The sequence below is a fragment of the Cognatundibacterium crateris genome (genome assembly GCF_010078235.1).
In the GTDB taxonomy this organism is placed as follows: domain Bacteria; phylum Pseudomonadota; class Gammaproteobacteria; order Burkholderiales; family Burkholderiaceae_D; genus Undibacterium; species Undibacterium crateris.
Window position 1 is genome coordinate 434,173 of sequence record NZ_JAABOS010000002.1, and the last position, 22,417, is coordinate 456,589.

The 22,417-nt window shown below is 53.9% G+C and carries 16 protein-coding genes; 5 read left to right on the forward strand and 11 right to left on the reverse strand.

Going from position 1 to position 22,417, the window contains the following annotated elements; all coding sequences use genetic code 11:
* Positions 1–250: 250 nt before the first annotated feature.
* Positions 251–727: a hypothetical protein gene (locus EYB48_RS05200; protein WP_162019240.1), complete on the forward strand. Its 477-nt coding sequence runs from the start codon at positions 251–253 to the stop codon at positions 725–727.
* A gap of 42 nt (positions 728–769) precedes the next feature.
* Here the strand turns inward: EYB48_RS05200 and EYB48_RS05205 are convergent, their stop codons facing one another.
* From EYB48_RS05205 to EYB48_RS05220, 4 genes are all read right to left on the reverse strand, one after another.
* Positions 770–1,633, reverse strand: a complete 864-nt coding sequence (locus EYB48_RS05205) for a hypothetical protein (protein WP_162019241.1) — start codon at positions 1,631–1,633, stop codon at positions 770–772.
* A gap of 37 nt (positions 1,634–1,670) precedes the next feature.
* Positions 1,671–2,480, reverse strand: a complete 810-nt coding sequence (locus EYB48_RS05210; RefSeq protein WP_235934913.1) for a glycoside hydrolase family 16 protein — start codon at positions 2,478–2,480, stop codon at positions 1,671–1,673.
* Entirely contained in the window at positions 2,480–3,001 is a 522-nt protein-coding gene (locus tag EYB48_RS05215; protein WP_162019243.1) for a hypothetical protein, read from the reverse strand. The genes EYB48_RS05210 and EYB48_RS05215 overlap by 1 nt, the downstream gene beginning before the upstream one ends.
* Positions 3,002–3,067: 66 nt before the next feature.
* Positions 3,068–4,741 (reverse strand): M20/M25/M40 family metallo-hydrolase, encoded by a 1,674-nt coding sequence (locus EYB48_RS05220; RefSeq protein ID WP_162019244.1) that lies wholly within the window; start codon positions 4,739–4,741, stop codon positions 3,068–3,070.
* Between the two features lie 314 nt (positions 4,742–5,055).
* Here EYB48_RS05220 and EYB48_RS05225 point away from each other — a divergent pair, with 314 nt between their 5' ends.
* Positions 5,056–5,979 carry a peptidylprolyl isomerase gene (locus EYB48_RS05225; protein ID WP_162019245.1) on the forward strand — a complete coding sequence of 308 codons (924 nt, stop codon included), beginning with the start codon at positions 5,056–5,058 and terminating at the stop codon, positions 5,977–5,979.
* Positions 5,980–6,053: 74 nt separating this feature from the next.
* Positions 6,054–8,117, forward strand: a complete 2,064-nt coding sequence (locus EYB48_RS05230; protein ID WP_162019246.1) for a C1 family peptidase — start codon at positions 6,054–6,056, stop codon at positions 8,115–8,117.
* A 4-nt stretch (positions 8,118–8,121) separates the two neighbouring features.
* Here EYB48_RS05230 and EYB48_RS05235 read toward each other — a convergent pair whose 3' ends face one another.
* The 7 genes from EYB48_RS05235 to EYB48_RS05265 form a co-directional block, all read right to left on the reverse strand.
* Complete coding sequence (locus EYB48_RS05235) at positions 8,122–10,095, reverse strand: M66 family metalloprotease (protein ID WP_162019247.1); 1,974 nt, start codon at positions 10,093–10,095, stop codon at positions 8,122–8,124.
* 267 nt (positions 10,096–10,362) lie between these two features.
* A complete protein-coding gene (locus tag EYB48_RS05240; RefSeq protein WP_162019248.1) occupies positions 10,363–12,333 on the reverse strand; it encodes a M66 family metalloprotease in 1,971 nt (656 codons plus the stop codon).
* A gap of 111 nt (positions 12,334–12,444) precedes the next feature.
* On the reverse strand, positions 12,445–13,479 hold the full coding sequence (locus EYB48_RS05245; protein ID WP_162019249.1) for a type II secretion system F family protein: 1,035 nt from the start codon (positions 13,477–13,479) through the stop codon (positions 12,445–12,447).
* A gap of 208 nt (positions 13,480–13,687) precedes the next feature.
* Positions 13,688–16,054, reverse strand: coding sequence for a DEAD/DEAH box helicase (locus tag EYB48_RS05250; RefSeq protein ID WP_162019250.1), 2,367 nt, complete (start codon positions 16,052–16,054; stop codon positions 13,688–13,690).
* Between the two features lie 314 nt (positions 16,055–16,368).
* Entirely contained in the window at positions 16,369–18,513 is a 2,145-nt protein-coding gene (locus EYB48_RS05255; RefSeq protein WP_162019251.1) for a hypothetical protein, read from the reverse strand.
* Positions 18,514–19,074: 561 nt separating this feature from the next.
* Entirely contained in the window at positions 19,075–19,824 is a 750-nt protein-coding gene (locus tag EYB48_RS05260) for a substrate-binding periplasmic protein (RefSeq protein ID WP_162019252.1), read from the reverse strand.
* 35 nt (positions 19,825–19,859) lie between these two features.
* The gene (locus EYB48_RS05265; RefSeq protein WP_162019253.1) at positions 19,860–20,741 is read right to left on the reverse strand and encodes a 1-aminocyclopropane-1-carboxylate deaminase/D-cysteine desulfhydrase; all 882 of its coding nucleotides are present in this window, start codon (positions 20,739–20,741) and stop codon (positions 19,860–19,862) included.
* A 172-nt stretch (positions 20,742–20,913) separates the two neighbouring features.
* Between EYB48_RS05265 and EYB48_RS05270 the strand changes: the two genes are divergently transcribed.
* Both EYB48_RS05270 and EYB48_RS05275 read left to right on the forward strand, forming a co-directional pair.
* Entirely contained in the window at positions 20,914–21,576 is a 663-nt protein-coding gene (locus EYB48_RS05270) for a GGDEF domain-containing protein (protein ID WP_162019254.1), read from the forward strand.
* Positions 21,577–21,624: 48 nt separating this feature from the next.
* The gene (locus tag EYB48_RS05275; RefSeq protein WP_162019255.1) at positions 21,625–22,239 is read left to right on the forward strand and encodes a DUF3267 domain-containing protein; all 615 of its coding nucleotides are present in this window, start codon (positions 21,625–21,627) and stop codon (positions 22,237–22,239) included.
* Positions 22,240–22,417: the final 178 nt, after the last annotated feature.

The window sequence follows — 22,417 nt, forward strand, 5'->3', positions numbered from 1 at the left end:
GGGCTAAGCATCTCCCGTGCGACTGACGCCGCCATGCGGCGCATCGCGATGCGCCTTGCTTTTTTTTGCCAACACTGACTACGATTTTTCTGCGCAAATTCCGTCACCGTTCCCTAAGTCGCAGAAATACGGCAGAATGCCTGTCCCGCCTTGCAATCCGCTGGCCTGAATCAGGTGCGTGATGCAGTGGCGGCTACCTTGAGAACAGCAGCGCATCAGCACAGACTGATGCCGACACGGAGAAACACAGATGGCAAATCGTTGGGCGCATAAAGAATTTACTTTTATCTCTGACCGGCACTGGGAAAAAATCCCGAATCAAAGTGATGACGGCAGGCTGCAATTGTTTTGTCCGGAAACCGGCACCTCGCTGGCGCTCAGTATGGAAGCGATGGATATTCCTAAGAATAAAATCGAAAGTGTCGCCAAGTCTCTGATGGAAGCGCGTAAATTTGCGCATGTACGTGGCATTCAGGACATGATGCAAAGTAATGAAGTACCGGATCTGCAATTTGTCGAGGAACACATAGGTCCGAATGCGGGCGGCAATGGCTATGAAGTGGTGTATGAAGGCAGTCTGCCCGGCAAAAATTTCTTTGGCTTTCTGGGCTTTGTGAGTCAGCGCAAAATTGTCAATCTGATCGTGGTCACACCCTTTTCTTATGCCAAAGGGCATGCCGGCATGTTCCGTGAAGTGGCAGGCGGTTTTTCAGTCGTTTTACCCTGAATCTGATGTAGCGTTGGCCACCTGAACACGGCCAGCGCCAGCTTACTGCCCCGGTGTATTTGCAAAAGGCCGCGCCGCATTCACATGCAGAGTGTGCTGTCTGCCATCTGGCCCGCGATAGGTATAGCGGAATGCAGCACCCGGAAACTGTATGCCCAGTGCCCGCCCTGTCGCATCCAGTGCCACGTAAATATTGCCACGTCCCAGCCCCGAAGTCCCTGTCGTTTTGGAGCGGCTGCTGTCTGCATAATGGGGCAGCGTCGATGCATCGATCACCGGCATTTGCATGACCACTGCCGTAGCCGGTGGCAGACTGGATTGCTTACGCTGCAGCAGTGTCTGTAACTGTGTCAGCGCATCGGCATCCAGCGGCTGTAGCGGACCGGCAGCGATCATCACATGCCCGGTATCTGCTGCCGGTGCACTATCTGGCGGCGCATTCATGCAATACTGATTCAGACACCAGCTGACCACATCACCGGCACGCAACTTCCGCAGATCGCGCACACCTTGCCAGCCCTGTGCCGTGCCGTTGCCCAGCGTAGCAAAAAACTGCTGATACACATAAGCCTGGGGCCATTTCTGCCTGTCCTTCAATTGTTGTGCGTACTCACGGATTGCTGTCATAGATTGCGGCGCGGTGCGGCTGAGTACATAGCTGACCCAGCCTGAACAATCAGTAACTACCCGGTAACTGCCATCCTGCTGCTGCACGATGTCGGGCTGCGCGGCTGCGCCAGTCTGGCCGCGATGGGTGTAGCGGGTATCACTGAGCTGAGCCAGGATACGCTCAGCCAACGCATAGGTGTCGGCCGCCTGGTCAGCCTGTGCCCGGTCGCTGCAGCATAACAGCATCACAACCATTCCAGCTAGCGAAGCAGGCTTGCACATCAATGTATTCTGCATGGCTGTTCTCCGACTTGTGTTCGCTGCGGCACCAGGTTTAAGGCTGCTGCCAGACCTTGACCCACTCCACATCCATACGATACGGGCTTTGTTCGCGCGTGCCATAGCCTTGTGGCAGCAAGGGCCCGGCCCAGCCGCGGTCTTTCAGTTCACAGGTCAGGCGGATTTCCTGTGCCACCTGTGAAATCGCCTGTGTGGTACGCCAGCGTTCTGTGCCATCGACGTAAAACACGTATTCCTGCGGTGTCCACAATAAGCCATAGGTATGCCAGCTGCCATCGAGTGACACAGGCGACTGCCATTTGCCACCCAGATGCTGATGCTGTTCACGGTAGCCATCCCAATGCAGGTTAAACGAAGCCAGCTGGCTCACGTCCTTACCCTTCATATCGGTCAGTCTGTGCTCGATGATGTCTATCTCCACCCCGGAGCGTTGCGGGTCGCCTGTCCATTTTCCCAGCGTGGGTGACTGCAGCCAGAATGCGCAATGTCCACCCGGTGCGTCCTGAAAGCGGATGCGCGACTCGGTATAGCCATAACGAAAACTATACTTGCCGGCTGTGCTCAAAAAACCGCTGTAATGCTGACCCTGCTCGCTGTAAGTGCGGATATGCAGGCCCTGCGCATCCACGCTGACCGCGTCTGCCGTCAGCTGTGCCGCATCGCGCAGATAGGTGGCTGGCGTCCAGCGCTTCAGATCGAGCTGCTCACCCTGAAACAGATCTTGCCAGACCAGTTGATAGCCGTCTGGCGGCGCGGCCTGCGCAGTGCTGCAATAGAGCAGCGCAGGCAGCAAAGCAGTCAGCACAGGCGCGGCAATTCGCGCAGATATGTGATGCTTCATCATCACACCGGATGATGATCATGCAGGGAACAGGCCTGTACCCTGGCGCCGAAGAAGCTGGCCTGCAATTGAAAGGCTTGCAGCAGGCGCTGGCGTCCGGCTTCATCTTCAGGCAGTGCAAATACGACTTTCAAAAACTTAGGCTGATGGCCTGCCGGTGCAGTCCGGCTGTGGCCAATATCGGCTGCCAGCAAATCCTGCTCCAGCAAGCTCATCACATCTGGCTGTGCCGGATGCTGGGCTGCGCGCAGCGCATTCAGGATTTCGGTTTCCGTGATCTGCACCGTATCGTGTTCGCCCTGAAATTTTTTGACCCCGGCGATATTGACCGCGATGCCGCCGGTGATTTCATACGCCAGCGGCGCCACTCTCTCATAGTGAAATGCTTCCCAGCCGGGCAAGCCGCGCTTAGTCTGCGCCACACTGGCCATCGCGGCTGCCACGCTGCCGCCGCTGCTGATCATACCGACCGGCAGCATGTCTTCCAGCGTATCCGGCACAGGGGTATTTGCTGTATCTGTCATGACCAAATCCTATTCTGAAAAATGCTAAACAACGCCAGCCTGCATTGTATGCCAGCGCCAGCCGCTTTATTTCAGGCTTTCAGTTTTGTTTTCAATCGCGTCTTTGGCGGCTTCCTTATTTGCTTCCTTACTTGCATCTTTAGGTGGATCTTTCGGCATCGGTTTGCGCGGTAACAGTTCATTGCGGTTGGCAGCGTGCGCTACGAAGCTGGCCACAATCAGCGCGGCCTGACTCAGGTCGGCTTTTTGCACTTTGTCGTACACGTCGATATTCGAATGATGGGTACGTGTCATGTAATCCATCTGATCCTGAATAAACTGAAAACCCGGTACGCCTACACTGTCGAAGCTCACATGGTCGGTGCTGCCAGTCTTGCGCAAGGTGGTGGTGGTCGCGCCCAGATCGGCAAACGGTGCCAGCCAGGCGTCAAATACCGGCTTTACCACCACATTGTTTTCGGCATAGATGCCACGGATTTTGCCAGCGCCATTATCGAGATTGAAATAAGCGGAAATTTTTCCATGCTGCGGCTTTACCTGCAGTGGTCCAGCCGGTTTGCGCAAAAATGCGGGCAGGCTTTTCTCAGCCGGGTCTGTGCTTTCCGGGCGCGCAGCCACCCATTGCTGTACATAGGCACGGGAACCGAGCAAACCCTGCTCTTCACCACCCCACAGCGCAAGACGTATAGTGCGGCGTGGCTTCAAGCCTGACTCTTTGAGCAAGCGCACGGCTTCCATCATCACCGCGACACCAGCCGCATTATCGGTCGCGCCGGTCGCGCCATGCCAGGAATCCAGATGCGCACCCAACATCACGATTTCATCTTTTTTATCGCTGCCCGGAATATCGGCAATCACATTGACCGCTGCCTGCGCATCCTCGTCTTCAAAGCGCGCATCGACCTGCACTTCCAACTCGACCGGCTTCTTTTTTTCCAGCAAACGGTACAGCCGGTTATAGGCTTCACTCGCCAGCACCAGCGCCGGAACCTGCGCCGATTCGCCCGTCTTATACGAGCCCCCACTATGCACAAATACGGTGCCGTCTTCGCCGCGCGATACATGCAGGGTTGCGATCACTTTTTCCGCACTCAGAAAGCTTTGCAGTTTTTTCTGGAATTGCTGCTGTTTCTGAACCGTCTGCGGATCGGCACGACGCGTTGCACCTGGTTCCAGCTCCATTTTCTGCAGTTCTTCCAGCTCCTGACTGCTGTAGCGTTTGGCATCACCGGTCAGATGCGGTTTGAAACTGATTGGTTCATCCAGCAACACCAGTGCCTCGCTGAGCTTGCCCTTCCACTTTTGCAAATCTTCTTCGCTACTGAGTCTGGCGATCACGGCACGGCCACGCTGTGCACCGCGGCTAGCTGGGGTCCAGGCTTTGGGAATCGCCAGCAAATCGAGCGGCATCGGGCTCAGCATACGCAGGCTGGCATGCTGATACGACCAACCCAGTCCGAAAGGCGCAAAGCTTTCGGTATGCACATTGTGCAAACCCCAGGTGCGCAATTGCGACTGACTCCAGTCCGCCGCTTTTTTTAATCCGGCAGAGCCGGTCAGACGCGCGCCTATCTCATCGGTCAGCACCCCAAGGTGCTCATGGGCTTTGGAATGATTGAGCGCCTCATCACGCAGGCGGTTAATCAGCTCCAGATCGGTCTTTTCTTCCGCAGCCAACAGCTGGCCACACGGTAAAGTCAACAGCAACAGACAGCCCAGCAGGCGGGATGGCAGGCGCATCTTGGTCTCCTCAGGTAAATTATTATGATCCTGACTATGAACCGCAAAGCTGCACTTGGTTCCATGCAGTGTGAAATAGATGTTTTTTTGTGTCTGAGGCAAGGAATTACCTTGCTGAGTACGCATCTAAAGACGCTGAAAACCCTGATCTACGCAGATTTCGCTGATTTTTTCGCTACAAATAGTAAGGAAGCGTGAATACTTGGCAAATTCACAGGTAGAATTCAGCGTCAAATTAATTTGAATGCATGAGCCCGTTGCTCATGCAAAAATGCTTATCCGCTGCACAGCAGTTCAACTTTAAGGAAATATTCATGTCGATCAAATCCCGCGTCGTTCTGGGTAGTGCCATTGCGCTGTTCGCGCTGAGCGCTTGCAATGACAAAGATAAAGCTGCCTCTGCTTCCGCAGAGAAGGATGCTGTGGCTGCGACCGTCAACGGCGCACCTATCGGCAAAAAACAACTGGATCAGATCATGTTGCAACAGGCTGCACAAGGTCTGCCTGACAATGCTGAAACCCGCAAAATGGTGATCGACAACCTCGCGATGCAAATCATCGTAGCGCAGGAAGCGGTCAACAAAGGCATCGATAAGACACCGGAAGTCAAAGAACAGCTGGAAATGACACGTATGTCTATCCTGGCCAATTCCTATGTCAAAGACTATATGAAAAATGCTGCAGTGACTGACGAAGCACTGAAAGCAGAATACGAGAAATTCAAAACTTCGGCAGGCGGCAATGAATTCAAAGCACGCCACATCCTGGTTGAAAAAGAAGAACTGGCAAAAGAACTCATCGCTAAAATCAAGAAAGATCCTAAGTCTTTCGACGCGCTGGCAAAATCCAATTCCAAAGATCCTGGTTCTAAAGACAAAGGCGGCGATCTGGGCTGGTTCAATGCACGTAACATGGTGCCTGAATTCGGTGACGCAGTCGCTAAACTGGAAAAAGGTAAATTCACTGAAGAGCCAGTCAAATCCCAGTTCGGCTATCACGTGATCATCCTGGACGATTCCCGTCCGGTGACAGTGCCTGCGCTGGATGACATCAAAGCGGGTCTGACCCAACAGCTGCAACAGGAAAACCTGAAAAAAATGCTGGAAGACCTGAAAAAGAAAGCAAAGATTGAAATAGTCGGCGCGTCGGCATCCGCATCGGCTTCTGCCTCCGCTACAGCAGCACCTGCGGCATCGGCACCAGCTTCCGCATCTGCATCCGCTGAAGCGAAAAAATAAAATAATCGGTTAGCACGTCAGATTACACAGCCCCGGCTTGGAAACAAGGCGGGGCTTTGTTTTGGAGCCCGCTCATGTCTTCCCGTTCAAACCAGCTCAGCCAACTCCCTTACAGCGTCGCACTGCAAACCGGTGCGCATGCCGACCGGCTCGATCTGCGCGACCGCAGCTTTGTGCCGGAGGTGCGTCATCTGCCGCAGCAATTCCCGGATGCGGCCTGTGTCAGTCAGCGCTGGCCGGATTATCTGGCGGCTGGTTATGTCATGAATCAGGGCAGTGATGGTGCCTGTACCGGTTTCGGGCTGGCCGCCGTCATCCATTATCTGAACTGGTTACGCGGTCAGCCGGTTACCCCGCGCAGTGCGCGCATGCTGTATCACCTGGCACAGTTTTATGATGAATGGCCGGGTGAAGATTACACCGGCTCCAGCTGTCGCGGCGCCTTAAAGGGCTGGCATAAGCATGGCGTGTGCGCGGCCAGTCTGTGGCCGTACACAGTCAAAGCGGATGATACTGTGGCCGCGTTTGAAGCCCCACAGCCTGGCTGGGATATCGATGCGCTGAGCTGTACTTTGGGTATGTATTACCGCGTCGAACAAGACAATATCAGTGCCATGCAGGCCGCCATCGCGCAAAGCGGTGCGCTGTATGTATCTTCTGCAGTACACGCAGGCTGGGATCATCCGAAAAAGCCGGGCGCAGGCCGCAGCCCTGCCGTGCTCAGCCTGCAGGATTTACCGGTGATACAGCCACATGCGCATCATCAGGGCATGCATGCGTTTGCGCTGATCGGCTATACCACGCTGGGCTTTGTGGTGCAAAACTCCTGGGGCGCAGACTGGGGCAGGCAGGGGCTGGCTATTCTGCCTTATGAAGACTGGCTGCAGCATGGCAGCGATGCCTGGACCTTTGCACTCGGGGTGCCGCGCAATGACGCCGGTACGCGAAGCAGCAGCGTACCGGCCGCCTACCGGCGCAATAGCCTGCATTCCTGTCGCCAGCATGCCTCACACCAGAATCCGGCCGGGCTGAGTCTGGATCAGGCTTACAGCATGAGTCTGGTACTCGACAGCAGCGCGCGCGTGATACAAAGGCTGCTGCCATTTGCCAATGCGGCCGCCACGGTGGACTATATCGCGCGGCAGGCTCCGCTGGCCTGGCATACCCACACCAAGCAGCGCGGGCCGCTCAGGCTGGCAGTGATCGCGCAAAGTGGCCTCTGCGATGAAGCGCAGCAGATACAGGAAAACGCCCTAAGTGCCCCGGCCTGGCTGGCGCAAGGGATTTATCCCGTCTTTATGAGCTGGAATAACGGCCTCACCGGGCTGGAGCAGCAATTGCGTGCGGAATTTGCTCAGCAAAGCCGGTCCGCCGCGCTGAATCGCAGCATCGAGGCGCAGGCCGATGCACTGGGCTGGAAAGCGCGCTGGACGCAGATGAAACACAATGCCTGGCTGGCGGCACAAGCTGATCAGCCGCCACGCGCGCTGCATGTGCTGCTGCGCGTACTGCACGCACTGAAACGTGACTGTGCCGAGTGTGGTACGGGATTGGAATTACATCTGACAGGCGACCGTGCCGGTGCCTTACTGGCGGGACAAATGATCGCGAGTGGCAGCGATTTAGATTTCGCCAGCCTGCAATTGCTCGCGCCCGCCTGCAGCCTGGAATTTGCACTCAGCCATTTCGGCCCAGCCTTACGCAAACACACACTGCAGCCACAGCAGTTGAAGATTTACAGCATCGCCGAACAGGCGCTGCAGCAGACTCACTTTGCTGATGTGTATCAGGGTGGCTTGCTACATTTGATCGCGAATGCACTGGAAGACCGTTATCAGACGCCGCTACTGGGTCTGGCCAGCACACTCGATACCTCAGCAGCACAGCAAGCGCACTGGCATCCGGCCTGCCACAAAGATCTGCAACGTTGGCATAGCTTATTTTGGCAAGGGACGCCGCCTCAGGATTTCGCGAGCCACGGAAACGGGCTGACGGTCAGACAGCGCAAGCAACTGAGTCTGATTGCGCCCGAGGCACTCAGCAGCGCTGCCGGACCATCACATCCGGCCCGCAGCGCCTTGTTGGAAGAGCTGATCAGTACGATCAGGCGCGCCAAGGGCGCCAAGGGTGCACGCTAAGACCTCAGTAAGAACTGCTCATCACGACCCGTGCGCTGCTGATCTGAGCTGGCGTCAGGCTCCATACCAGCGGCGTATCGAGCAATTCCAGTTTGCGAATCTGCGCACCATTTTTGGCTGGAATATTGATAGCCCAGTTACGCTGACTTCTGCCATTGAGCGGGTCATTGACACCGGTATCGAAGGTCTCAGGATAAGAGTATTTTCTGAAACCTTCTTTCAATACGCGGTAGATCTGACTGCCATCCGAGAAAGTGACGCGCAGCGTGTAATCACAACCAGACGTGTGGCAGTACCACATATATTCAGGATTGCTGCCATTCTGGGTGTAGGGGAAAATTTTACTGAGCTGCGCCGTCACTGTCGGATCTATGGTCTCGATCAGATTGCCCTGATGCGTGACCGGATCGTAAAAGCGCGAAGCCCCGGCGGTCGCCGCATTGCTATACGTCGCCACGATAGTATGCACAGGCACATTCACACTCAAGGGTAAATTCTGTTTAATCCCATAGGCACCAAAATTACTGGTTTTTGGCGTGTAATCGGTCCAGGCCGCGCGACTGCTGTCCCAGCCCGACAAGCCGGTCGCTGAAGCTGCATCAACTTTGATTTGTTCCTGTATCCAGCGTTGTATGCGCGCCATATTGAAATCAGAAAACAAGGAGAACGTGTACTTAGGATCGCTGCCACTATCCGCATCATCCATAGGATCTTTGCGATAGCAACGTCCCTTTTCATCCAGCTGATAGGCATTATTCGTGCGGCACCAGGTAAAACGTGGCGCAGTCGGTGCCATCAGCGGATTGCGGAATTCGCGGGTCGCCATATTGAAGCCCCAGACCGATCCCTTGATAGACCCTGCGATATAGGGAAACTTACTGCCACTGAGATCGTTATACTCACCGGCAGAATGTCCTAAGCTCATCGCATGGCCTGTTTCATGCAATAACAAGCCATAGGTATTGCCACCGGCACCGACGCCGGAACCGACCACGCTGACACCACCACCTATCCAGGCCAATTGTTTCGCGGACTTAATCGATTTATCGATTGCGATGATGGAGGCATAGGTCACACGATTCATCGCCATGTCCCCATTGGCGAGATGAATCTGGTAGGCCAGATCATTCGTCGTGTCGATCACGTGTGCGCCGTCGCGGAGTTCATGATGAGAACTGACCACATAAGCAGCAGCGCCAGCTTTGGGAGGAATCACCATCGTATCTGCCACAAACTGGCCCATTGGATGATTACTGACTTTGACCTGCGAAGCGGGCCAGGTCGCTGCTGCCTGCTGTTGAGCCGCGGCATCCATATGCATCACACGCTCGTTGTCCAGATTCAGACCGGTATTGGCATTGGTGGCACCAAACAACACGAAGGGCAGTATCTGCATCTGCAATTCGGTATTGGCGCCAACCGTCACAGCGACCGGCTTGCTGTAATCGTAATTGCTGGCAGAAACGCGCAGGCTGATGCCGGGCTGTACCAGATTCGCTGGCAAGGTCAGGCTCCAGAAATCACTGCCGTAAGGCGTGTCGAGTCCCTCAGAAGGTGGCAATTGAGCGGGTGGCGTCAAAGCCAGCTTGCCTAATACTGCGCCATCCTTGAGCACTTCCACAACCGGATTTTGTGCATCCGCACTGCCCAGTCTGAGCAAAACCAGCGCATCACGCTGCGCTGCCAGCGTCAGAGGCGCGCTGTTTTTGAGACTCCAGTTCAGCCCCTCGGGCGGTATCAGATGGGTCTGTGCGACTTCTGCCTTGCTGATAGTCAGCGCTGTTTTCACTGCGACCGGCGGACTGCCGCCACCTGTGCTGCCACCTGAGGAACTGCCACTCCCATCATTGCCATTGCTACCAGTATTACCCGTACCGCCACCACCTCCACAGGCTGACAAGATCAGCAAGGCCGCGGCGCAGGCACATGCGGAAAGAGGAAAAGCAGAAAATCTGGCTGAGGAGTTTGGCTGTTTCATGATTTCACCTGTAGACGGTTGCGTACTATGACGTACACGATAAGGCAAACATCTCAGCAGGTGAATTGTACTTTGGTGCAAAGCTGCACAAAAGCTCAGGATTTCGCCAGCCTGGAAGATGGATTGACAGCCAGACAGCGCAAGCAACTGAGTCTGATTGCGCCAGATGCACTCAGCAACGCCGCCGAACCATCACACCCGTCGCGCGAGACCTTGCTGCAAGAACTGATCAGCACTATCAACGTACACAGCGCGAACGCTAAGAGCTCAGTAAGAACTGCTCATTACGACCCGCGCACTGCTGATCTGGGCTGGCGTCAGACGCCATACCAGTGGGGTATCGAGCAATTCCAGCTTGCGGATTTGCGCAGCATTTTTGGCTGGAATATTGATGGCCCAGCTTTGCTGACTTCTGCCATTGAGCGGGTCATTGACACCGGTATCAAAGGTTTCCGGATAAGAGTATTTTCTGAAACCTTCTTTCAATACACGATAGATCTGACTGCCATCGGAGAAGGTGACGCGCAGCGTGTAATCACAACCGGATGAATGGCAGTACCACATATACTCAGGACTGCTGCCGTTCTGGCTGTAAGGGAAAATTTTACTGAGCTGCGCACTGTCCATAGGATCAATGGTCTCGATCAGATTCCCCTGATGTGTGACCGGATGATAAAAGCGCGATGCTCCGGCAGTCGCCACATTGCTATACGTTGCCACGATAGTATGCACAGGTATATTCTGGCTCAGCGGTAAATTTTGTTTGATTCCATCTACACCGTAAGAATGAGTTTTTGGCGTGTAATCGACCCAGGCTGCACGGCTGCTGTCCCAGCTCGACAAACCGGTCACCGACGCAGTATTTGCTTTGAATTTTTCCAGTATCCAACGCTGTATGCGCGCGGTATTGAAATCGGAAAACATAGACAGGGTGTATTTAGGATCGCTGCCATTATCCGCATCATCCATAGGATCTTTGCGATAGCAACGTCCTTTTTCATCCAGCTGATAGCCGTTATTGGTACGGCACCAGATAAAGGCTGGTGCGGTCGGTGGCATCAGCGGATTGCGGAATTCACGGGTCACCATATTAAAGCCCCAGACAGAGCCCTTGATCGACCCCGCGATATATGGGAATGTACGGTCATTGGCATCGTTATACTCGCCGGCAGAATGCCCCAATCCCATCGCATGTCCGGTTTCATGCAATAACAAACCATAGGTGTTAGCACCGGCACCGACGCCGGAACCTACCCAGCTGACGCCGCCGCCTATCCAGGCCAGCTGATTACTGTTCTTGATGGTTTTATCGATCGCAATGATAGAGGCGTAGGTAACGCGGTTCATCGCGCCATCGCCATTGGCACGATGCATCAGCAGCGCCATATCACTGCTGGTCTCGATCAGGTGACCGCCTTTGACTTCATGATGAGAACTGACCACATAGGCAGCAGCGCCAGCCTTGGGTGGAATCACGATCGCATCTGCCACAAACTGGCCCAGCGGATGATTACTGATCTTGACCTGTGAGGCAGGCCAGGTCGCAGCAGCCCGCAGCTGAGCTGCCGCATCCATATTCAACACACGTTCGTTATCGAGATTCAGACCGGTATTGGCATTGGTGGCGCCAAACAACACGAAGGGCAGTATCTGCATCTGCAATTCGGTATTGGCGCCAACCGTCACAGCGACCGGCTTGCTGTAATCGTAATTGCTGGCAGAAACGCGCAGGCTGATGCCGGGCTGTACCAGATTCGCTGGCAGAATCAGGCTCCATAAGTCACTGCCGTAAGGCGTGTCGAGTCCCTCAGAAGGTGGCAATTGAGGGGGTGGCGTCAAAGCCAGCTTGCCTAATACTGCGCCATCCTTGAGCACTTCCACAACCGGATTTTGTGCATCTGCACTGCCCAGTCTGAGCAAAACCAGCGCATCACGCTGCGCTGCCAGCGTCAGAGGCGCGCTGTTTTTGAGACTCCAGTTCAGCCCCTCGGGCGGTATCAGATGGGTCTGGGCAACTTCTGCCTTGCTGATGATCAGCGCTGTTTTCACTGCGACCGGCGGACTGCCGCCACCTGTGCTGCCACCTGAGGAACTGCCACTCCCATCATTGCCATTGCTACCGCCACTACCCGTACCGCCACCACCGCCACAAGCGGACAAGATCAGCAAGGCTGCGGCGCAGGCACATGCGGAAAGAGGAAAAGCAGAAAATCTGGCTGAGGAGTTTGGCTGTTTCATGATTTCACCTGTAGACGGTTGCGTACTATGACGTACACGATAAGGCAAACATCTCAGCAGGCGAATTGTACTTTGGTGCAAAGCTGCACAGCAGGTCGTAACAGGGACAGATCAACTGTTCACAACAACAGACAGCCAGTCCTGATGAGCCAGTCCGACATCGGCTGGCATGCGCGGCATGATGCCTGGCCCGGATAATAATTGCATCGCGATCCAGATGGCGATCACGGCATAAAACAGACGTGGTAACCAATCCGCCAATTGACGCCAGCTATCCGCCAGCTGCGCATTTTCCTGCGCCGCATAACGCAATAAGGTCTCGCTCAGAGTCCCGCTTTGTTCCGCCACATTCAACAAAGGCATAATCGCACCATTGCCACCATCCGGCACTTGCATCAGCGCCTGATAGAGGCTGCGACCCGCATGTAATTCCTTCACCGCAGCACGAAAGTGCGCGCGCAGGGCTGGATTGCGCACGGTCTGGCTGGCCCTGGGCACCGCATCAAATACCGGCACCCCGGCTTCCAGTAACAGTCCCAGACTTTCATAAAAATTTCTGGCATCGTGGCGCAACTGAAAACGTCCCAGCACAGGCACGTGCTGCACGCCCTGCAGCACGCTGTCAGCGAATGCAGAATCGCCGCGCTCCAAGGTTTGCCACAAACGCGCAATCAGCCAGGCCAGCACACCCAGCAGCAAAAACGGCAGCAACAATCCGCCCAGATAAGCCGTGCCGCTAATCTGGCCGCTAACCAGTTGCGGCAAAGGTCGTACGCACAGCGCGATCAGTAAAATCAGTAAAGGAAAACGCAAGCGGCTGCGGACGGCTGCGATCTGAGCACTGCGTTGGGTATAGTTATCAGCCAGGCGCTGATACAGCACAGCCGGGCTGCCCGCCTGACAGGCCGCACGTAATAACTGACTTTCAAGGTCGCTCAACAAGCCTGCAATTTGTCCCGCCGTCGCAATATCCTTACCGCGCCTTAATTCACGCAAAGCACGCTGCACCCTGGGTTGCAGCCTCGCAGGCAAACGCAACAAAGAAAACGCATGATGCGCAGACAGACCGGATTTTTCCATCATTGCCAGATGCGTGAACATTTGCGCACGTACCGAAAACGGCATTACAGGCACAGAGCTGGCCATGCTGGACGGTCCTTTCATATTCAGGTGACAGCGCGACGCAAATCCGCGCAGCGTGAGCTTCTATTCTAAGGCTTGAGCTGATGCACAAAAACAAAAAACCCCATGCAAATCCTTTTGCATGGGGTTTTCTGAACCGGATCACAACAACAAACTGAGTGATTCAAGTTGTGGACACTACGTCTGCTAATTTGTGCGCTTATTTGTACGCTTATTTGCCCGACTTATGACGCGAAGTACCGCTGTTTTTATCGAACTTGGACGGACGACGCTCGCCGCTGCGTGGCGCACCGGCAAAGGATTTCACGCCTGGTTTACCGCCTGCTTTTTCTGCGACGCGACGGTCACCGCCGCTGCGTTTAGCACCGGCCGGGAAATCCTGCGCGATACCGCCGCTGGATGGGCCGATCGAGCTGATTTTGATTTGCTTACCGGCGACCCAGACACCTTTGAGTTGCTGCAGCAATTCCTTAGGCATACCGTCTGGTAAATCCAGTGTGCTGTAGTCGTCAAAGATTTCGATGCGGCCTATGTATTTGGCTTCCAGTCCGGCTTCGTTTGCAATCGCACCCACGATATTGGATGGTGTGACGGCATCCTGTTTGCCAACTTCAATGCGGTAGCTTTGCATAGGAATCGCGACCTTGGTCTTGTCCTTTTTTGGCTTAGCGGCGCGCTCTTCCGGTTCTTCACGTGTGCTGAAGGCACGGTCTACCACCTGATTCAAACGGCTGCCCGGTGCGCTGTCAGCGATACGTGGCGCGCGCTCTGTGCGCTCTGTGCGTTCAGTACGCTCATGACGGTCCGAACGTGCTGCACGTGGTGCAGAAAAATCGGATGCAGCTGCAGTACCGTTCTCAGCACTGATGCGCAAAGACTGACCGGCCACGCGTACCGATTTCAAATGATCGAGCATCTCGCCCGGCAAATCGTCAGGCAGATCGAGGATGGTGTAGTCGTCATAAATATCGATACGACCGATGAATTTCGATTCGATATTGGCTTCATTCGCAATCGCACCGACGATATTGCCTGGCTTTACACCATGCTCATGACCGACTGCGATGCGGTAAGTCTGCATGCCAGGCTCAGCAACGCGTGGACTATGTTCGCGACGCGGACCACGTTCAGCGCGATCCGTACGCTCAAAACGATCGCCACGCTCACGTGGGGCACGGTCGTTGCGGTCATTGCGATCATTGCGGCCCGCACGCTCTTCGCGCCAGCTGTCATCCGCTTTAGTTTCGCGATAGTTTTTGTCCAACAGCAGCGGCTCATCGCCACGCGCCATTTTCGCCAGTGCCGCTGCGATTTCAATCGCAGGCACATTGTGTTCCTGTTCAAAGTCTTCGATCACGGCGGCGAATTCTTCCAGTCCGCCTTGCGCCAGCGTGGTGGCGATCTGATCTTTGAAACGTGCGATACGCACATTGTTCACGGTTTGTATGGTTGGCAATTCCAACGGCGATACCGGCTGACGGGTGGCACGTTCTATCGCTTTGAGCAGATTTTTTTCACGTGGCGTGATGAACAGAATCGCTTCACCGCTGCGACCGGCACGACCGGTACGGCCGATACGGTGGGTATAGCTTTCCGGATCATACGGCACGTCGTAGTTGATGACGTGGCTGATACGCTCTACGTCCAGACCACGGGCAGCCACATCGGTCGCGACCAGAATGTCGATCTTGCCGTCTTTCAGTTGCTGAATGGTGCGCTCGCGCTGCTGCTGATTGATGTCGCCATTAATCGCGGCCACGGAAAAACCGCGTGCATCGAGTTTGGCGGCCAGCTCTTCGGTACCCAGTTTGGTACGAGCGAAGATGATCATGCCGTCGAAAGTTTCTGCTTCCAGAATACGGGTCAGCGCATCCAGTTTATGCATGCCTGAAACCAGCCAGTAACGCTGGCGGATATTGTCGGCAGTGCCGGTTTTGGCTGCGATGGTGACTTCTGCCGGTTTGTTCAGGTAAGTCTGGGCGATACGCTTGATGACCGATGGCATGGTGGCGGAGAACAGCGCAGTCTGGCGGCCTTCCGGCGTTTCTTGCAGGATGCGCTCGACATCGTCGATAAAGCCCATACGCAGCATTTCATCGGCTTCATCCAGCACCAGAGTTTTAAGTGCGGATAAATCCAGCGAACCTTTATCCAGATGGTCGATCACGCGGCCCGGTGTGCCAACGATCACATGCACGCCACGGCGCAGTGCTGATAATTGCGGACCATAGCTTTGGCCGCCATAAATCGGCAGTACATGAAAGCCGGGAATATGACGCGCGTAGGTTTGAAACGCTTCAGCGACCTGAATCGCGAGTTCACGGGTCGGTGCCAGAACCAAGGCTTGCGGCGTGGTTTGACGTATGTCGATGCGCGACAAGATAGGCAATGCAAACGATGCGGTTTTACCGGTACCGGTCTGAGCCTGGCCCAGTACATCGCGGTTATCCAGCAAATAAGGAATCGTGGCCGCCTGGATAGGCGACGGGGTTTCGTAACCGACATCTTGCAGCGCGCGCAGCAGCGGCGCACTCAGTTCTAGGTCGGCAAAAGATAAGGGGGTGGTGTTTTCTGACATGGCGATGCTCGCTCGTTCGCTCGTATCGCAGGATGCGACAAGATATTTGGGACGCTAGTTTACTCTGTTGTTCCCAGTATAGGTGCAGGATAAGGAAAGTTCGCCTGTTTTTTCAGCAAATTAACGGTCAAAAGCAAGCTAGGCGGCCGATATTGCGCTACTTCCTTAGCATACAGCCAAGCCTTTTGTCACCTCTCGCGTATCGCGACCGAATAAAAAAAAGCCCATCCGGTCAGGGATGGGCTCAATCTAAAGGAGAGTTATTATTATTTTTTCTTATTATTTATTTTTATTATGTGTCCTGCCCTGCATACTTACCAGGTGAATACCGCGCTGTATTTACCATTCGTGGCACCGGTACCACCGCTGTAATACAGTACTTTGGCGTACACGACTTTCGCCGCTGTACCCGTATTCGCATTGCTTACTGTATCAGCTGCACCGTTACCGTTGGTGCTGGAAGTCAGCTTGGTGCCAGTGCTGCTATACAGTTCCAGATCGTAGTCAGAGCTGGAGTTTGGTGTCATCACCACTTTCAGGGTTTTACCGGCTGGAACCGTGACCTTGAAATAATCCACGTCGGTGCTGGCGCTCATCGTGCCATTCACAGTCGTGTTCGAAGTGCTGATTACGTTTGCTGTCGCTGTGGTGTTGTTGCTTTCTGTTTCGCTGATGACGGTGCCCGGAGGTACAGCGCCAGCCAGAATATTCTGCGCTTCAAACTTGGCACGGAAAGTATTGGCATAGGTCGCATCGTTCGGGAACAAGGCAGTTGCCGCATTCACGATCGCTGTCGCCATCGCTGGCATCTTGACGTTAGAACCCAGACCGAAATGCGCTTCCAGGATAATCTTATCGACGTTCTCACGTGGCTTACCGGCAGCGATCAGCGCGACCAGCGACTGGAACAGGGGAGCAGACCATAATTCATCAGACTGGAAGGTCACGCCATTTTCTGTCACTGAGGTATGTGCAGGATAGGATTTCGATGCATTGTATTTGGCATCGGTGCGGTTCAGCATACGGCCACCCCAGCATGCATTATGCCCATCCCATTTAAACGCCCATTCCGGATGGAAGGTTTTACCGTTTGCAGTGCTGTAGGAATAGGAAGCGGCCCAGTAATCGCCGAAGCCCTCACCCATACCGCCGGTGTCGCCACCAGACCAGCTATTGTTGATGTTGTACTGCATACCGTGACCGTATTCATGCAGGATCACGCCCACGTCTTCGGAGTCATTCACACAGCCATGACCAAAGGCCAGATAATCCTTACCGGCAGCAGCTGGCTGGTAATGGGAATTGTCATCGCCATTCACGCCATCGGTATCCACATTCAGCGGACGGTTAATGATGGATTTAGAACCAGTGAAACCCAGCGACTGAATGTAGCGCTGGCTCTGATCCAGATGGAAGTAGATGTTGGTATCGTCAAACGCATTGTTGCCGCGTTTAGCTGCCCACACGCCGTTGGTGGTGGTGCTAGGTGCAGTATTTGGGGCTTCGATATCCGTGATATTCACGAAAGGACCGGACAACTTATAGACGCCATTGGTAACGGTCAGATCACGCAGGGTTTTGGTCGAATACGCGGCATCAAACGCGCTGGCCGCTGAGGTGTCGGTCAGATTTTCAGTATTGAGTGCAGTACGTGGATCAGGATCAAACACCAGGCCGCTGCCATTCACGCCGGAAGCCGCCGCTGCCACGGCCAGACTGCTGGCAGCAGGTGCCGCTGCCACTTTGCCCAGCTTGGCAGAAAATGCCGCTGTTTCAGACTGACGGTCGAGTGTGGAGACGTTCAGCTTGGCGCGTTCAGCCAGACTGCGTTCACCACCTTTGGACATACGTGGCAGCGTGGTTGAATACGAGTCCAGCAATTTGCCATCGGCGGTGCTGATGTATTGTACGAAACCACCGGTAGGCATCTGTGCCGAGATGTTGACTTTATGTGCGAGCTGGAAACCGGCAGGGCCTGCAATCCAGACCAGATCGGTCTTCGGTGCATCCACCAGTTTGTGCTGCACTTTCATATTGGTCCAGGCTTTATCCAAAGCCTGCTCTGTAGTGATTTGCTTTTGCACATACAACTGATTGACGGCATTGGCATCGGCCTGTGCAGACACTGGCTTAGTCTCATTGAAGACTTTGAGCAAGTCGCCTTTATGGCTGATAGAAATGACGATTTCAGCGCGATCCACCGGGATACCGCGCAGCATTTGCTGATAGTAGTAATGCTTACCGAGCAGGGAATCCTGCACCTTGGTCAGCACCAGATTATCGAGACTGGCTGGCAGTCCATATTTTGCAGCGTTTTTGGCCAGCACATCTTTTGCAGAAGCCGCTTTTTCACCAGCGAATATGGTCAGATTTTCGACCGTGTGGCTGGCTGCAAAAGCACCGCTGGAAACAGCAGACAAAATGAGTGTTGCGAGGATGGATCGTGATTGAAACCGCATGTGTACTTCTCCCTGGTTATATGGATTTCCAGTCAGTTCACTGCCGGAAATCATTCATTATTTGCGCATCGCTGCGCCCATGTGGCAGCCCCGCCGGGCTAGTTACTTCAACAACGTTGGCTCAGTGTAGGGGGAAATTTTGTCCAAGAATAGTGAGCAAAATGACGTCAAAAATCCGTTAAAAATTACATTTTGACGAATTTATAAATCATTTTGACGATAAATTTTGTCAAAAATGAATGCTGCGCACCAGCATTTTCTAAAATGCACCAAATGTGCGCGATATGGAATCGTGGTTTCGACAAAAAATGCACAAATTTCGTGCGATTTCAGTCCATTTTTGCCTGCAACTGAGCGGCGCCTCTAATTTCTCGTCGGCAATTTACAACACTGAAGAAAAATGAAATAAATTAAATCCGCTGCCAAGGCTGATTTGTATTCAGTTTGAAGAGAAAGACTGAGCAAGGACGCGGCTCACAAGACGAAATGCGGCCAGTACTCAATAAATACGGGGACTTTTGGAATGAAAAATTTTTTTGATTGGATAACGGCGTTGCAGCTTTATTTTTCAGTCAAGCCGTATTGATGTAACAGCCTGCTTTGTTCGCCACTGTCCAGCAAACGTTGAATCTGGCGGTTAATCTGCTCTATTTTCCAGGCGGATTTTGCAGAAAGCGCACATTGGGTATAGACCTTGGAAAAAAGCGTAGGGGCGACACTGAAGTGCGGCTTTTGTTCGGGATGCAGTTTGAAATAGCCTTCTATCTCAGGCTCAGAGGTGATCAGCGCATCGGCCGCGCCCATCGCCACCAGCCGGAACATACTGGCGACTTCTACCTGATCCAGACGCTGAATTTTACCGGCTGCCACTTCTTGCTGTATCTGTGGGTAATGATAGGCCAGCTGGGTAGCAATTTTTTTTCCGATTAGCTGAGCAGGATAGCTGGTCGGCACTGCATTCCCCTTACGCACCAGCACGCGCTCGAACTGCGGCAGATTCGGCAGACTCCACTGCAAATCTGAGGGCTGATCCATCCATTGCGGACTGAAATAACAAACCAGATCAGCGTCACCACGCTGCAGCGCCGGTTCTACCCGGCGCCGCGAGTAAGTCTGATACACAACTTGTGCCTGCAAGCCCCGCGCAATCGCATCGGTATAGTCTTTCAGCAAACCGCCCGTCAACTGATGCGGCTTATCAAATACATTGAGCGGATAATCCAGGGTTTCAATGACGGCAATGCGCAATTTTTCTTCGGCGCGCGCGCCGGCCCGGCCGCTCACTGACAGGCCAAGGAGTATCAACGACAAAGTTATTAAGCATTTTTGTGACACGAAAAATCCACTCAGAATGAGGCCCAACCCGGAAAACCACGCACACCCTGCATGCCACCGGTATGCACTGCCACCACCGTCTGCCTCGGCGGAACCAAGCCGTTCAGGCAAAGCTGATGCAATGCATACAACATCTTGCCAGTGTAGACGGGTTCCGTCGGGATACCAGTGCTGGCATAAAAATTTTTACAAAATTCAGTTAATTCAGGCGACATCCGCGCATACCCACCGTGATGAAAATCGGTCAGCAGCTGGAAATTCTGCCATTGCGGATAGCCAGCCTGACGTAACAAATCCGCCACCTCCTGTTGCAGATAAGCCGCATTTGGAAAACTCGCCACTGCTGTAACCTGACCACGTCCGCGCATGCCTGCCAGCACCCCGGCGGCAGTGGCACCGGTTCCAGCTGCCAGCCAGACATGATCAGGTAAAAAACCTAATTCCTGCTCCAGTTCAGGCACCAGCTCAGCCACGCCATGCAAAGCGCTCGCGGCACTGCCGCCTTCCGGCAGCCAGACCGCCTCGCTATATCCCTCATCAGGCTGCGCGTACTGGCGCCAGAAATCCGGTTCCTGACGCAAACGACGGTAATCCTCGCGGCTCACGCACACCAGCTGCATACCCAACGCGCGGCAATCGGCCAGCATCGCACTGTCCATCCCCGCATGTGCACGCACCAGGAAACGTCCCTGCATGCCGCGCAGTTGTAAAGCATGCGCGAGTGCGTGCAAATGGTTAGACCATAAGCCCCCCATGCTGAGTACCAACGGCTGACCCGACAAGGCCAGCAGAGAATATTTGAGCTTACGGAATTTATTGCCAGACACCTCAGGATGCAGCAAATCATCCCGCTTCATCCATAAACGGATACCGGGAAACAGATCACTCTGCACAGCTTGACAAGGAGAGACGGCTGGAATCACGATAGTGTTATGGCTGACAAAATGCTAAAGTAAGGCCGCGCTATTGTAAGTGACATCCGCTAACTCTGCAGGCGCATCCAGGATACGCAGGACCAAACCATACCCGGCCTGACAGGCCACCAGCAATCCCGTCGGAGAGGACATGCCAACAGATTCGCAACAACCCTTGCAGCATGCGCGGTCACAGCTGACCCGGCTGATCGAGGACATTAAAGTCCACGGCAAACAGGACAATCTGGTGCCGAATCTGGAGCAATTGCTGAAGCAGTTAGACAGCCTCACCGAACACGACCACCTGACCGGTGCTTATAACCGGCGCACCCTGCTGTCATATCTGGATTCAGAGCTGGCGCGCTCTTACCGTACCGGCCACACCTTTACGCTGGCTGTGATCAGCATCGACGGGCTGGAACTGATACTGGAACAACATGGACAGGCCGTCGCCAAACAAGTGCTGCAAATGGTGGCCAAAGAAGCGCTGACCATGTTACGTACGCTGGATTCTTTCGGCCGGGTCGCCGCCAATGAATTTGCCATCATCATGCCAACCACCTGGCTGGACCAAAGCCTGAAAGCCATCGCCCGCCTCAAACAACGTGTCAGCCAGTGCGACTGGAATGCCGTCGCACCCGGATTACAAATCAGCTTCTGTACCGGCCTCACCACCAACGCCATCAAGGATACGCCCGACATCATGCTGCAAAGAGCGACGCAAGCCCTGCAGCTAGCCAAGGCCAAAGGCAAAGACAGCATCACCGACATCGAAGCCCCGCTACCGGAATACCGGCCGGAAGAGGATGAGTGAGCTGCCTTCGGCTGCTTTACATCCGGTCTGACAAGACACGCAATTTAAATGCGAACAGGCCCATGGACTTCCCGAGAATTTAGCTTAGTATTTATGAAATTTCGCTTAGGCTTACCGCCACCAATTGATGAAGTAAAAATCACGCCGCACCGGTTTGGCTTTGACTATGTGAATTTGCATGTGAAAGCCTCAGCCTTAGGTACGCTTTTATTCATGCCATTAGCTTATGTGATCTGGACACAATTCTGGTCATTCAAACAGATTAACGCGATTTTCCGCCTGAATCCGTTGCAGGGATTTTTGATATTGTTATCGGTACTGGTCGTGCATGAAATATGTCATTTGCTGGCATTTCCGCGTATGGGCATCAGTCAGCACACATATATAGGATTTGATCCGAAATCTGTTTTCCCCTATGTTTCGTATCAGGGTTTACTCAGTCGCAACCGATATTTTTTTGCTTTAGTTTTCCCCATTTTTGTGTTGACGGTATTGCCGTTTATACTTGCGTTCTATATTCCATCTTACGTAGGTCTGCTTTCCTGGGTATCCATTTTTAATTTAATTGGTGCTGCCGGGGATATCCTTATTTTGTTCAGCCTGTATCGGAAAATTCCAGCCGACTGGTATGTTCAAGGTGAGTTTTACGGACCTCTGCAATGAAAGGCTGCACCGATGAGCATTGAAGTCAGTGAAGAAAAAAATAACGCAACCGGTATCAAAAAATCGAAGTTAGTACTCGTGCTGTATTTCGTACTTATTTTATGTGCGGCGTTAGGCGGCTTTATCGCAGCACGACTGGAATAAGACGTATCAGACAAAAGTCTGCATGAAAACTGTG